The sequence below is a fragment of the Cytobacillus dafuensis genome, assembly GCF_007995155.1.
Lineage (GTDB): Bacteria > Bacillota > Bacilli > Bacillales > Cytobacillaceae > Cytobacillus > Cytobacillus dafuensis.
Window position 1 is genome coordinate 3,543,741 of the sequence record NZ_CP042593.1, and the last position, 13,331, is coordinate 3,557,071.

Below are 13,331 nucleotides of genomic sequence, written 5' to 3' on the forward strand. Positions count from 1 at the left end.
GTCGCCTATTTACAATATATCGGTCAGTTTACGCCATTTATCAGCTACTAATAATGATTCTTTTAAAGCATGAGGAAGACGAATCCAAAGAACTGGATTCGTCTTCTAACTTTTTCAAAGTGCTTATTCACCTTTTAATTCTTTAATCCGAGCTTCAACAGCCGCTCTCTTCTCGCTGTAATCTTTTTCTTTTTCCTTCTCTTCCTCAATCACTTTTTCAGGAGCTTTCTTAATAAAGCCTTCATTGCTCAGCTTCTTTTGAACCCGTTCAACTTCATTATTAAGCTTTTCCCATTCCTTCTGCAGACGGGCAACCTCTTCTTCTATATTGATGAGCCCTTCTAATGGAAGGATGATCTCCACACCTGTAACAATGGATGTCATTGCTTTTTCAGGTGTTTCCGGATCCAGCGCAGCCGTTAATTCTTCTGGGTTACAGAAGCGTTCAATAAACTTAAGGTTTTTCTCTAATGTTGATAAAACATCCTGATCTTTTGCCTTCAAGATCATCTTTATTTTCTTGCTCATCGGAGTATTTACTTCTGCTCGGCTATTACGTACTGAGCGAATGATTTCAACTAAGAGCTTCATCTCATTGGAGGCTTGCTGATCAGTAAATTCTGCTTGAGCTTTCGGCCATTCGGCAATGGTAATAGACTCGCCAGAATGAGGAAGGTTTTGCCAAATCTCCTCTGTAATAAATGGCATGAATGGATGCAATAATCGCATCGTATTGTCTAATACGTAAGCCAGAATTGAACGGGTTGTTTTCTTAGCCGCTTCATCATCTCCATATAATGGAAGCTTCGCCATTTCGATATACCAATCACAGAAATCATCCCAAATAAAATTATATAGTACACGGCCAACTTCTCCGAATTCGTATCGGTCGGATAATCTTGTAACTGTTTCAATGGTTTCATTTAAACGAGTTAAGATCCATTTATCCGCAACAGATTTTTCGCCTGTTAAGTCGATCTCTTCGAATGTTAATCCATCCATATTCATTAATGCGAAACGAGAAGCATTCCAAATTTTGTTCGCAAAGTTCCATGTTGCCTCCACTTTGTCGATGCTAAAACGCAAGTCATGCCCTGGTGAGCTTCCTGTTGATAGGAAGTAGCGCAGTGAGTCTGCACCGTACTTATCTACTACATCCATTGGATCAACACCGTTGCCAAGGGATTTACTCATCTTTCTGCCCTCAGCATCACGAACAAGACCGTGAATTAAAACATCTTTAAATGGTCTTTGATCCGTAAATTCTAAACCTTGGAAAATCATACGAGATACCCAGAAGAAAATGATATCATAGCCTGTTACGAGGCAATCTGTTGGGTAATATCGTTTAAAGTCCGCAGATTCAGTATCTGGCCAGCCCATTGTTGAGAACGGCCATAACGCAGAACTAAACCATGTATCTAAAACGTCTTTGTCCTGTTCCCAGTTCTCGATATCTTCTGGTGCTTCATGAGCTACATATACCTCTCCAGTCTCTTTATGATACCAAGCTGGAATACGATGTCCCCACCAAAGCTGGCGTGAAATACACCAATCACGAATATTTTCCATCCAACGCATGTAAGTATTTTCAAATCGTTCTGGAACAAAGTTTACTTTTTCTTCTTTTGATTGGAGCTCAATCGCTTTATCAGCAAGCGGCTGCATTTTAACGAACCATTGTGTTGAAAGATACGGCTCTACCACTGCTCCGCTTCTCTCAGAATGTCCAACTGAATGCATATGCTCTTCAATTTTGAATAAAATACCTTGATCTTGTAAATCCTTAACGATTTGCTTACGGCATTCGAAGCGATCTAATCCAGTGTATTTATCAGCTTTATTATTCATGGTACCGTCTTCGTTCATGACAAGAACACGTTCAAGATTATGACGATTACCAATTTCAAAGTCATTTGGGTCATGTGCTGGCGTAATTTTTACCGCACCTGAACCGAATTCCATATCAACATAATCATCGCCGACAATTGGAATCTCGCGGCCCACAATTGGAAGAGTAACTGTTTTTCCAATTAAGTGCTTATAGCGGTCATCTTCCGGATGAACAGCTACAGCAGTATCTCCAAGCATTGTTTCTGGGCGAGTTGTTGCAATTTCAATATGTCCGGAGCCATCTGTAAGAGGATATTTCATATGATAAAATGCACCCTGTACATCTTTATGAATAACCTCAATATCAGAAAGAGCTGTCTTCGTAGACGGATCCCAGTTAATAATATATTCGCCTCGGTAAATTAGACCCTTCTTGTAAAGAGAAACAAATACTTCGCGAACAGCTTTTGATAATCCTTCATCTAGCGTAAAGCGCTCACGGCTATAATCAAGACCAAGTCCAATCTTAGACCATTGCTCACGAATATGACTTGCATATTCCTCTTTCCATTTCCAAGTTTCCTCAACAAATTTCTCACGGCCTAAATCATAGCGCGATTTTCCTTCACTGCGGAGCTTTTCCTCTACCTTTGCTTGGGTAGCAATTCCAGCATGGTCCATTCCTGGCAGCCATAGTACATCATAGCCTTGCATACGCTTCATACGCGTTAAAATATCCTGTAGGGTTGTATCCCATGCATGACCAAGATGAAGCCTTCCCGTAACATTCGGCGGTGGGATAACGATTGTATAAGGCTGTTTATTCTGATCATCCTTCGCCTCAAAAAACTTACCCTTTAGCCACCATTCATAACGTCCTTGTTCAATTGATTGTGGATCATACTTTGTAGGCATTGTTATTTCCTTCGTTTCCATCACATTTCATCCCCTTTACAAATAAAAAACTCCATTCGCCATAAAAGGACGAATGGAGTATGCTTCGCGGTACCACCTTTTTTTCAAACAGAAAGAAGAGCAGAATCTAGACAGTTGTCTAGCTCTAAAAAACGTCATTCCTGTTTGACTCTTAAATAGATAACGGATTTCCCGTCTTTCACTACACGATTTTGCAATCTTTCGCGAAAGAAGCTCAAGGGCGACCTTCCAACGGTTCTACTTAGAAAACCTTTCAGCTAATGGTTTTCCTCTCTAAAAGCAAATAGCCATTGTACTATTCCCTATCCTCGCTGATTATTTTTATTATCAATATATTACCTATAAATTAGGACTGTCGTCAATCATTATTCCTTTTTTATTTTCATTTTATACAACGATAATTAGCAGTGTTCCATATTTTATTTAATTTTATTCAAAGAGCTATCAGTAAATTTACAATGTAATTTGGATTATATATTGTATGGTAGGCACTAATAAAGGTTGTCCTACATAGAATAATTTGAGAAAAATTTCGAAAGAGGGCATGTTCCAATGAGAAGAAAGTATAATCCTTATGGTTTGCCACCGTGGCTAAGAACAATTAGGGGGGGATGCTCGCAATTTATTATTCCATTTTGCTGTTTTCAAGGAATAAGAGTGATTATTTTTCCAACAACATTTGATGTTTTGTTTCTTGCTATTCTGATATTAATTGCGGTAGCCTTTCGTTTTGAATGGCTATAAAAGCCCAAAATTCTATTTAATTTTGGGCTTCTTCTTTTGGTTGGACTTCTTCTTTTGGTTGGGCAGCTGCCTTTGCTTCTGCTTTTTGCCGCTCTATTTCTTCCATTCGCATCAAAACGTATTCAGTATTTTTAAGGAGCCAATATTGCTTCTGAAAATGTAACGTCGATTTCCTTTCTCCATTCCCATAACGGTTTTTAAAATACCTTTCTGCAGAACGCATAACAGCTCCTGGATGGGCAAAATAGCTTTGAAATAGGAGGAATTCATCCTCTTTAAATGGGGAAAATTTCAGATACGTATAAATCCATTCAATACATTCTTCTGATCTTTTTGGATAGGATTTCAATGTTCGTGAAAGGAATGGTAATATATCATGAATCGGCGAGCCTTGTTTGGCTCGTTCAAAATTTGAGAAATAACCATAACCCTTTTCATTATATAAAAAATGTTCAGTTGAGATTTTTCCGTGAACCGTTACAATACGCGCCTTTTCACTGTCCTTCGTCTTCTCATACCAATCTTTTAATTTTTTTATCGAGAAATTTAAAGCCTGATAGATATCATGATAAGAAAGTATATACGATAATTCAAAGGGAGACATATATTCCCTTTGCTCACAGGTCTCCAAAAATCCTTCTAAAAATTCCAGTTCCTTTTCCCATTCCTGCAATGTTTTTTCATAATGCTCCGTTCTCTCTTCTTTTTTGATTGTTATTTCCTTTGAAGATAAGGAATGAAGTCTGGCTAACTCACGAAAGAGCTGATGGTGGCGCTCATATCGGTTTTCTTTTTCTTCATTTGCTAGCCATGGCATGAGGTAATACATTTCATTTTCATGCAAAACAGCATATCGACCATCAACAGTTGGGAAAATCGGCACGATACGGTTATAGCCTTTTTGATATAAATCTTGAACATGCCGAATAAAATCACCGCCATGCTTGGGGTTGATTTTTTTCATGGCAAATATACCTTTATTTGTATAGATTTTTTGAACTAAGCCATATTCTTCAACAAAATGTGGTTCAAGGGCATATTGTTTTAAAATCGGATATACCCTATTTAATCGATTCTTTTCATACATAAGAATCACTCACTTTCATAGAAAAGCGGAAGCACCTTGGTCAGGCTAGACATTTCAAAAAGTAGAAACAAAATGGCCGGACAGGTTAATGTTTCCCTGCCCAGCCTGTTTTTATCGCAGATTAACGAGCAGTAAGACCCCCACAAGGTTGCGAGAGAATCAAAGAAACCTAAGTGGGGGATCAACTGCCCGTAAAGGCCGATAAAATGAACACAGACTAAAAGCGCCACATCGTGTGGCAACGTCTGCGTGACCCACTTCCTGTGGGCCGCAACTAACCATCAGTGGGGGATGAAAAAACCCCCACTGATGGAAGTTTCACTTTATCATTTTTGATGGGCTACGGTAACTGGAATATAGAGAACTTGCCCTTCATATATATCTTGATTTATTTCTATATGATTCACACTAAGTAGTCTTTGAACAGTAATATCGTATCTTTCGGCAATCGTATCGACTGTATCTCCATTCTGAACGATACATACTTTTAACTTTGCGATATTATCTTCCGTCTTCCGCGCAAAAAACTCCGTTAATGTCATGCTTTTCTTTTTGGAGAACATTTTCTTTTTTTTCGGGGCTGCCTCTTCTTTTTCTGCTGCTGCCATTTGTTCCTCTTGCTCAAAAAATTCTTCTTCTACCCATTCTTCATCTTGTTCAGCTGCATCCTCTAATGCCTCTACTTCCTGTTCAGGAATGTCCTCAGTTTCTGGCATTTTATAAATTTCTTCAGCAGTTGGTGTTGATTTTTTACTTCTTTGGGCAGTGAAGGAGACCTCTGGCTCTACTCTCACTTTTACCTCTTCTATTATCTCTTCTCGTATCTCATCTAAAATCTCTACTTTTATCTCACTTAAATCCCTTTTCTCTTTCTCGACTAATTCTGGTTGCTTTCTAGCTTCAGCTTCAAATGGAATATAAATATCTTCTTTTTCTTCAGGCAGCTCCTCTTCTACTATTTCTTTAGAAGGTCTTTCCATAGTTCCTGGATCTACTTCTGAAACAGCGACAGAAGATCGATTTATCGTCTCAAATTCTTCTTCCTTTTCAAATGATGGGGAACTCTGCTGATCACCATAAAGGCCAGAAATAGTTAAATTGGCTGTTAATTTCATGCAGCTTCTCTCAGGAAATACATAATCAAATGATTCAACAATAACATCAATTTCTTGAATGTTTTGGATCCTATTATTCGGAATCGTAATATCCACTGGGAAGTAATGTGTAAATTCGCAAACTCCCTCTTCTCTTTCTTCAACGTATTGGATAAATTTTGGGGCTTTAAATATTTCCTCATTTTCAACTGCCCCAGTGTAATACCGCTTATACTCGCCTGATAGCTGGAGAGCACCTTGGATCGTTACATATTGATCATTTTCCTGTATGAGAATATCTGGGTCTAGGGAAATCGTAATTAAATCATCTACTTCCTGTCCTTTTTGAAACCAGACGGACTCTTCTAAAGAAAATCGTAAACACGATTGGTTTCCTTGAGACAAAGCGACTCCTCCTTTCGTAACCTTCACGTTAAATCACTATGTCATTTACACTTTATGAGAAGGATTATTTTTTTATGATTGAAAAAGCAAGCACGCCATAAAAAAAAACACCCATCTAAAAAGATGAGTGTCTGTTCATTATCCTTTAAGCTTTGAAAAAGCAATATCTACTGCTTGTAGTGTTTTTTCAATATCCTCATCACTATGAGCAGTTGATAGGAATAGGCCTTCAAATTGAGAAGGTGGAAGAAATACACCTTGATTTGCCATTTCACGATAATAAGAAGCAAAATAATCTAAGTTTGACGTCTTAGCTGTTTCAAAATTAATAACATCTTCATTTGTGAAGAAGAATCCAATCATAGACCCAGCACGGTTAAATGTAAGAGGAATATCATACTTTTTGGCAGCTGCAGTAATACCTACCTCTAACATATCCCCTTTACGCTGGAATTCCTTATATGAATCTGGTGTTAATTGGCTTAATGTTTCATAGCCTGCAGTCATCGCTAATGGATTCCCTGATAGCGTTCCTGCCTGATAAATTGGCCCGCTCGGTGCAATTTGTTCCATAATTTCAGCTTTACCGCCGTATGCTCCAACCGGAAGTCCCCCGCCTATTACTTTTCCTAAACAAGTAATATCTGGTGTGACATTAAAATACCCTTGTGCACAATGATATCCAACACGGAAGCCTGTCATTACTTCATCAAAAATTAACAGCGCTCCATATTGAGTTGTAATCTCTCTCAAACCTTCTAAGAAACCTGGCTGTGGTGGGACAACACCCATGTTACCTGCAACTGGCTCTGCAATAATACATGCAATATCTTCTCCAAAGTGCTCAAAGGCATATTTAACACTTTCAAGATCATTATAAGGAACTGTAATCGTATTTTTAGCTACACTTTCTGGCACTCCAGGGCTATCTGGAAGTCCGAGAGTCGCAACACCTGATCCTGCCTTAATAAGCAGAGAATCGCCATGACCGTGATAACAGCCTTCAAATTTCAAAATTTTATTCCTTCCAGTATAACCGCGGGCAAGTCGTAAAGCACTCATTGTTGCTTCTGTTCCAGATGACACCATACGAATGATTTCAATGGATGGGACTCTTTCTATTACAAGCTTAGCCAATTCATTTTCTGTTACAGTTGGGGCGCCGAAGCTAGTCCCCATTTCAGCAACCTTCTTGATGGACTCAACAACACGATCATTGGAATGTCCCAAGATTAATGGGCCCCATGACAAAACATAATCAATATATTCATTTCCATCAATATCGTAAATTTTCGAGCCTTTTCCTCTTTCCATAAAAATTGGATTCATTTTTACCGATTTAAATGCTCGAACTGGTGAGTTCACTCCTCCAGGCATTAACGTACCAGCTTCTTTAAAAGCTTGAATAGATTTCTCATATGAGCGCATCTTCATCCCTCTTTTCCTTTTATTTTACTTTTTTATCCATCTAGCTGCATCTTTTGCATGATATGTAATGATTAAGTCACAGCCTGCTCGTTTCATTCCAGTCAACATTTCCATTACAATTCTTTCTTCATCGATCCAACCGTTCTCTGCAGCTGCTTTTACCATTGAATATTCTCCACTCACATTATAAATAACAAGCGGCAGATTTATATTATTTTTCACATCGCGAACGATATCAAGATAAGGCATTCCAGGCTTAACAATGATAAAGTCTGCACCCTCTATTAAATCAGACTCTGCTTCCCGTAATGCTTCCATCCGGTTTGCAGGATCCATTTGATAAGCTTTTCTATCTCCAAATTGCGGAGTACTATCAGCAGCATCCCGGAATGGACCATAGAAGGCTGAAGAATATTTCACCGCATAGGACATAATCGGTACATTTTCAAAGCCCGCCTCATCAAGTCCTGCACGAATGGCGGCAACGAATCCATCCATCATATTAGAAGGAGCAATAATATCTGCACCTGCTTTTGCTTGGCTAACAGCAGTCTGTACCAATAATTTAAGGGAAGGATCATTTAACACCTGTCCATTTTCGATTAAACCACAATGGCCATGACTTGTGTATTCACAGAGACAAGTATCAGCAATAACAATTATTTCAGGATACTTATCTTTAATAAGGCGCGTAGCTTCCTGTACAATTCCATGGTCATGATAAGCTTGCTGTCCACATTCGTCCTTTTCAAGTGGAATTCCGAAAAGAAGCACAGATTTAATGCCTAATGAAACAACCTCATCCATTTCCTCTTCAAGATGATCCAATGATAAATTATAGATTCCAGGCATAGAGGATATTTCTCTTTTAATATTATGGCCCTCAGCAACAAAAATTGGGTAAATGAAATCATCTATGCTTAAATGATTTTCACGGACTAATGCTCTCATGTTCTCACTTTGACGAAGTCTTCTATGACGCGTAAATTGGATATTCATATTGGATTCACTCCTTTGGTTATTTATCTTCCACTATTAAATACTCAATAATGCTTTTTATCATATGATCGACCGTATAAATTCGTGGTTCACAATGAATTTTGAACCCATACGATTCAATTCTTGCTTTTGTTACTGGACCAATACAGCTAATAATACATTCATCAAGCTTTTGTACAAGGTTATTTTCCCTAATAACCTTCATAAAATGATCAACTGTTGATGGACTTGTAAATGGCAAGATATCCAGATTATTAGCTGAAATTCTTTCAATTAATTGCTCTCTGCTTTCCTCAGGAAAAAAAGTCTCATATATGATTATTTCATCAACAAAAGCGCCCTTTTCCGTTAAAGTAGTACATATATAATCTCGAGCTAGATTCCCTTTAGGGATCAATATCTTTATTCCTGGTTCAATAAGTGACAAAAACTCTTTAACGAAGCCTTCAGCAACATATTCGTTTGGTATAAAATCTACGTTAAAACCTGCTTGCGTTAAGCAGCCTGCCGTCTTCCTGCCAATCGCTGCAATTCTCGGCAGCTTGCTTTTTCGAATATGATCACTAAACTCAAGGAATGTTTCTACAGTTATATCACTTGTAAAAATAATCCAATCATACAAATGCAACTGGTTTAATCTCTCAACAATTTCCTTTGTTTCCTTTAAAGGTTTGAAGGCTATGAGTGGGATTTCAACTGGTATTCCGCCATAGCTATTAACAAGATCAGAAAAGGATTTTGCCTGTTCCTTCCCTCTCGGTACTAATACTGTTTTTCCTTGTAGAGGGAGGGTCTGACGGGTCATTCGCCATCAAGCTCCTTTTTTACTTGATCAATTAATTTTTTTGCACCTTGCTGAATTAACAAATTAGCAGCTTCTTTTCCAAGCTCTTCAGGATTGCTACCTTTTACTTGTTCTGAATAAATAATTTTGCCATCAGGGGATCCGACTAAGCATGTTAAAACAATTTCATCTTGCTTATTGATCTCTGCAAACCCTGCAATAGGTACTTGGCAGCCTCCTTCCATTTCATGAAGGAATGACCGTTCAGCCCTTACAGTAGCATCTGTTTGTTTGCATGAGAATTTATTTAATAATTCTAGAAGCTCTCCGTCATTTCCTCGGCACTCGATTGATAGTGCCCCTTGACCAATTGCAGGTAAGCAAATATCTGGATCTAAAAACTCTGTTACTACATCTGTAGCCCAACCCAATCTTTTTAAACCAGCGGCAGCTAAAATGATTGCATCATATTCATCGGTTTCTAGTTTCGCTAGTCTTGTATCAATATTTCCTCTAATCCATTTAATCTCTAAGTCTGGACGGCGTGCTAATATTTGAGCCGCTCTTCGTAAGCTGCTTGTTCCAATAACAGATCCAGGCTTAAGCTCTGAAAAACGAATATGCCCTTTAGAAATGAGTGCATCTCTATGGTCTTCTCTTTCAGGAATACAGCCGATAACTAGTCCTTCTGGAAGCATAGCCGGCATGTCCTTCATACTATGGACAGCCATATCAATTTCTTTATCAAGCATTGCCTGTTCGATTTCCTTTACAAACAATCCCTTTCCACCAACCTTAGATAGCGTAACATCCAATATCTGATCACCTTTTGTAACGATTTCCTTTACCTCGAAATCAAAGGAAGGATCTATAGCTTTTAATTGATCAATAACCCAATTTGTTTGTGTTAATGCAAGTTTACTTCTGCGCGAACCAACAATAATTTTTCTCATGATAGCCTCCTAATTTTTCACATAAGCCATGATCTTGGCGACAGTGACAGATATAAAATCATCAATCAGTGGGTTCTAGCACCCTTTTCTACAATCACATTCAAAATACAATTGCTGCTTTAAGAATACCAAAAGTGGAAAGATGATAGTTTTCCAAAAAGAAAGAAATTAATTAAGACAATTAAAAAGGATGCAATATTCCATAAAGCTAATCGTTTACCTGCTAAACCTTTTCCTATTTTTAAATAGAGGAAAATGCCGTATACAACAAGAACAACGAAAGAGCCTAGAACCTTTGGATCGTACCAAATCATATTTGGAACCTTTATATAAGCCCATTGTGTACCAAGGATTAAGCTAATAATTAGCAAGGGAACACCTATTACATTTAGAACATAAGAAATGTTTTCTAGCTTAGATAAATCAGAAAGACGCAATAAACGAGTTCCCCATTTTTTCCTTTTTAATAAGTCATATTGGATTAAATATAATACTGAAACTACAAATGATAGAGAAAAAGCCCCGTAAGATAGAATGGCTACTGTAATATGTATAAGCAGCAGTTCTGAAATGAGCTTTTGTGCCATAACATGGGACTCATACTGAATAGGTGCGAAGGTATGGATCGCCATAATAATGAAGCCAAGCACATTTGTAAAAAAGACAATAAAATCTACCCGAAGCACACGGTTTATCACTAATGATAAAGTAATAAGCACCCATGCATAAAAATATAACCCTTCAAATATTGTAAGCACAGGAAATCTCCCTGTTTTTACCATATAAAGAACAAGAAACATTGTTTGTAAAACCCATACAAATGCAAGTAACCAGAAGGCAATTCGGTTTGCCTTCCGGTTAGACGTTAGAAAATCAATAAAATATAATAGGACACTTAAGGCATACAGAACAACTGTAACTTCATGCAGTCGTGTCATATAGATGTCAAACATAGTCAGAACTCCTCTTATGGTTGAAGGGAAGCCTGTGACATTTGAGCGACAATTCGTTGTGAATCAGCAGCTACAGCATTCTTTCGCTCAGAAACAAGTTCTTCTATATTAAAGATTTTTATAAATAATTCTAATGCCTCATCAGCGTCTTTTCCTCCGGCCATTTCTTTTGCCTGTAGAATAGGATCCTTTAACAGCTGATTAATAATACTTTTTGTGTGCTTATTAAGCACTTTTTTATCACGTTCCGTTAAATTTGGAAGTTTTCTTTCTATACTTGTCATCGTTTCAATCTGAATGGCAAGTGCTTTTTCACGTAAAGCAGATATTACTGGAACGACACCAAGCATATTCAGCCATTGTTTAAAATCAACAATTTCCTTTTCAATCATTAGCTCGATCACTTCTGCAGCCTTTTTGCGTTCCTGCAAGTTTGCTTCAACAATTCCTTCTAAATCATCAATATCATATAGGAAAACACTATCTAAATCTGCGAGCATCGGATCTAAGTCCCGTGGTACAGCGATGTCTACCATGAATAGCGGCTTTCCTTTTCTCATTTTTTCAACATTTACCATCATATCTTTCGTAATAACAAATTCTTTAGCTCCTGTTGAACTAATAAGAATGTCAGCCTCGATTAGCGAGCATTGAAGCTCTTGAAGAGTCTTTGCGCTTCCAGCGTATCGCTCTGCTAAATCATGTGCTTTTTCATAAGTACGATTAATGACGGTTACTTTGCTAGCACCATTTGCATGAAGATTTTGAATAGCAAGCTCTCCCATTTTTCCAGCACCTAAAATAAGAACATGTTTATTCTCTATGGAACCAAATATCTTTTTGGCTAACTCTACTGCTGCATAGCTTACAGAAACAGCATTAGCACCTATTTCAGTTTCTGAATGGGCTCTTTTAGCCAGTGTAATGGCTTGCTTAAATAAATGATTGAAAACGGTTCCAGTTGTATGTTCAGCCTGTGCTTGCAGAAAGCCTGAACGAACTTGTCCTAAAATCTGGGTTTCACCAAGAATCATGGAATTTAAACCACAAACAACATTAAATAAATGATCAATTGCCCCATCTTGCTCATAAATAAACAAATAAGGAGAAAACTCATCTTTTTCTATTTGAAACCACTCTGACAAAAATTCTTTTATATAGTAACGGCCTGTATGAAGCTGATCAACAACCGCATAAATTTCAGTACGATTACATGTAGACAGAATAACATTCTCTAAAATGCTTTTTTTATTCTTTAATGTATTTATAGCATCTGTGAGTTGAGAAGGGTTAAACGTCAATCGTTCTCGAATTTCGACAGGGGCTGTTTTATAATTTAGACCGACAACCAATATATGCATTTAAATTGACACCCCCAAATAAATGGCACAATCCTATTCTAATTGTAGCACTTTTAACTTTCTATTTTATGCGAAAATGTGAACAGAAATCGAACTCATATGATAAAATATTCATTGTGTTCAATTGCTATAAGTTTTGTACCCTTTTTATTTTCGACAAAATACTCCCTTATGTACAGTACCAAAAATAACTAATAGATTCAAGTGAACCTTATTGGAAGCGGTGTGTAAATATGAAAAATCAGCGAATTTTTCCAGGAATTATCCTTATTGGCTTTGGAGCATATTTCTTTCTTCAACAGTCAAATATTACTGTTTTGCAGCCTTATTTCACTTGGCCAAGCCTTTTAATCATTATTGGTATTGCCTTTTTATTTCAAGGCTATGGCGCAAAGGATTATCATGCCATTCTTCCTGGGGTCATCTTAACTGGCTTTGGTTTGCATTTTCATATTGTTAATCGACTGGAAATATGGCCTGATAATATAGGTATTTTTATTTTAATCATCGCTCTTGGCTTTTTACTCCAGTATCAAAAGACAAGAACAGGATTATTTCAAGGCATTCTTTTTTTGATCCTTGCATCCTTACTATTGTTTTACGATCGTATCGCAATCTGGTTAGGCTTATTAGAAAGCGGCGTTTCAAACGCTTGGAAATTTTGGCCTGCAATATTCATACTTGCTGGAGCCTATTTTCTCTTTATTAAAAAGAAATAGAAAAGACAGGGATTATTATCTTTCCCTGTCTTTTC

Annotated in this window: 11 protein-coding genes and 1 other annotated feature; of the genes, 2 read left to right on the forward strand and 9 right to left on the reverse strand. The window is 37.5% G+C overall.

Annotated elements, in window-relative coordinates:
* Positions 1–123: 123 nt before the first annotated feature.
* Positions 124–2,769 (reverse strand): valine--tRNA ligase, encoded by a 2,646-nt coding sequence (locus FSZ17_RS16975; protein ID WP_057771793.1) that lies wholly within the window; start codon positions 2,767–2,769, stop codon positions 124–126.
* A gap of 41 nt (positions 2,770–2,810) precedes the next feature.
* Positions 2,811–3,087: a binding site (T-box leader), on the reverse strand.
* Positions 3,088–3,321: 234 nt separating this feature from the next.
* Between FSZ17_RS16975 and FSZ17_RS16980 the strand changes: the two genes are divergently transcribed.
* Positions 3,322–3,513 (forward strand): hypothetical protein, encoded by a 192-nt coding sequence (locus tag FSZ17_RS16980; RefSeq protein ID WP_057771795.1) that lies wholly within the window; start codon positions 3,322–3,324, stop codon positions 3,511–3,513.
* 16 nt (positions 3,514–3,529) lie between these two features.
* On the opposite strand, the gene ysxE is transcribed toward FSZ17_RS16980, so the two are convergent.
* The 8 genes from ysxE to hemA form a co-directional block, all read right to left on the reverse strand.
* Positions 3,530–4,600, reverse strand: coding sequence for a spore coat protein YsxE (ysxE, locus tag FSZ17_RS16985; protein WP_057771797.1), 1,071 nt, complete (start codon positions 4,598–4,600; stop codon positions 3,530–3,532).
* Positions 4,601–4,926: 326 nt separating this feature from the next.
* Entirely contained in the window at positions 4,927–6,099 is a 1,173-nt protein-coding gene (spoVID, locus tag FSZ17_RS16990; RefSeq protein WP_057771799.1) for a stage VI sporulation protein D, read from the reverse strand.
* Positions 6,100–6,237: 138 nt separating this feature from the next.
* On the reverse strand, positions 6,238–7,527 hold the full coding sequence (gene hemL / locus FSZ17_RS16995) for a glutamate-1-semialdehyde 2,1-aminomutase (RefSeq protein WP_057771801.1): 1,290 nt from the start codon (positions 7,525–7,527) through the stop codon (positions 6,238–6,240).
* Positions 7,528–7,551: 24 nt separating this feature from the next.
* The gene (gene hemB, locus FSZ17_RS17000; RefSeq protein WP_057771804.1) at positions 7,552–8,526 is read right to left on the reverse strand and encodes a porphobilinogen synthase; all 975 of its coding nucleotides are present in this window, start codon (positions 8,524–8,526) and stop codon (positions 7,552–7,554) included.
* Between the two features lie 19 nt (positions 8,527–8,545).
* Complete coding sequence (locus tag FSZ17_RS17005) at positions 8,546–9,331, reverse strand: uroporphyrinogen-III synthase (protein ID WP_057771807.1); 786 nt, start codon at positions 9,329–9,331, stop codon at positions 8,546–8,548.
* Entirely contained in the window at positions 9,328–10,263 is a 936-nt protein-coding gene (gene hemC, locus FSZ17_RS17010; RefSeq protein WP_057771809.1) for a hydroxymethylbilane synthase, read from the reverse strand. Before hemC ends, FSZ17_RS17005 begins: the two co-directional genes overlap by 4 nt.
* A 119-nt stretch (positions 10,264–10,382) precedes the next feature.
* Entirely contained in the window at positions 10,383–11,216 is an 834-nt protein-coding gene (locus tag FSZ17_RS17015) for a cytochrome c biogenesis protein (RefSeq protein WP_057771811.1), read from the reverse strand.
* A 14-nt stretch (positions 11,217–11,230) separates the two neighbouring features.
* On the reverse strand, positions 11,231–12,577 hold the full coding sequence (gene hemA, locus FSZ17_RS17020) for a glutamyl-tRNA reductase (RefSeq protein ID WP_057771813.1): 1,347 nt from the start codon (positions 12,575–12,577) through the stop codon (positions 11,231–11,233).
* Between the two features lie 233 nt (positions 12,578–12,810).
* Between hemA and FSZ17_RS17025 the strand changes: the two genes are divergently transcribed.
* The gene (locus tag FSZ17_RS17025) at positions 12,811–13,296 is read left to right on the forward strand and encodes a LiaI-LiaF-like domain-containing protein (RefSeq protein WP_057771815.1); all 486 of its coding nucleotides are present in this window, start codon (positions 12,811–12,813) and stop codon (positions 13,294–13,296) included.
* Positions 13,297–13,331 lie beyond the last annotated feature (35 nt).

What these genes read in the sequence shown, in the direction of transcription:
- FSZ17_RS16975 (WP_057771793.1), bottom strand. Translation starts at nt 2,769, where the DNA reads ATGGAAACGAAGGAAATAACAATGCCTACAAAGTATGATCCACAATCA.
- FSZ17_RS16980 (WP_057771795.1), top strand. Translation starts at nt 3,322, where the DNA reads ATGAGAAGAAAGTATAATCCTTATGGTTTGCCACCGTGGCTAAGAACA.
- ysxE (WP_057771797.1), bottom strand. Translation starts at nt 4,600, where the DNA reads ATGTATGAAAAGAATCGATTAAATAGGGTATATCCGATTTTAAAACAA.
- hemL (WP_057771801.1), bottom strand. Translation starts at nt 7,527, where the DNA reads ATGCGCTCATATGAGAAATCTATTCAAGCTTTTAAAGAAGCTGGTACG.
- hemB (WP_057771804.1), bottom strand. Translation starts at nt 8,526, where the DNA reads ATGAATATCCAATTTACGCGTCATAGAAGACTTCGTCAAAGTGAGAAC.
- FSZ17_RS17005 (WP_057771807.1), bottom strand. Translation starts at nt 9,331, where the DNA reads ATGACCCGTCAGACCCTCCCTCTACAAGGAAAAACAGTATTAGTACCG.
- hemC (WP_057771809.1), bottom strand. Translation starts at nt 10,263, where the DNA reads ATGAGAAAAATTATTGTTGGTTCGCGCAGAAGTAAACTTGCATTAACA.
- FSZ17_RS17015 (WP_057771811.1), bottom strand. Translation starts at nt 11,216, where the DNA reads ATGTTTGACATCTATATGACACGACTGCATGAAGTTACAGTTGTTCTG.
- hemA (WP_057771813.1), bottom strand. Translation starts at nt 12,577, where the DNA reads ATGCATATATTGGTTGTCGGTCTAAATTATAAAACAGCCCCTGTCGAA.
- FSZ17_RS17025 (WP_057771815.1), top strand. Translation starts at nt 12,811, where the DNA reads ATGAAAAATCAGCGAATTTTTCCAGGAATTATCCTTATTGGCTTTGGA.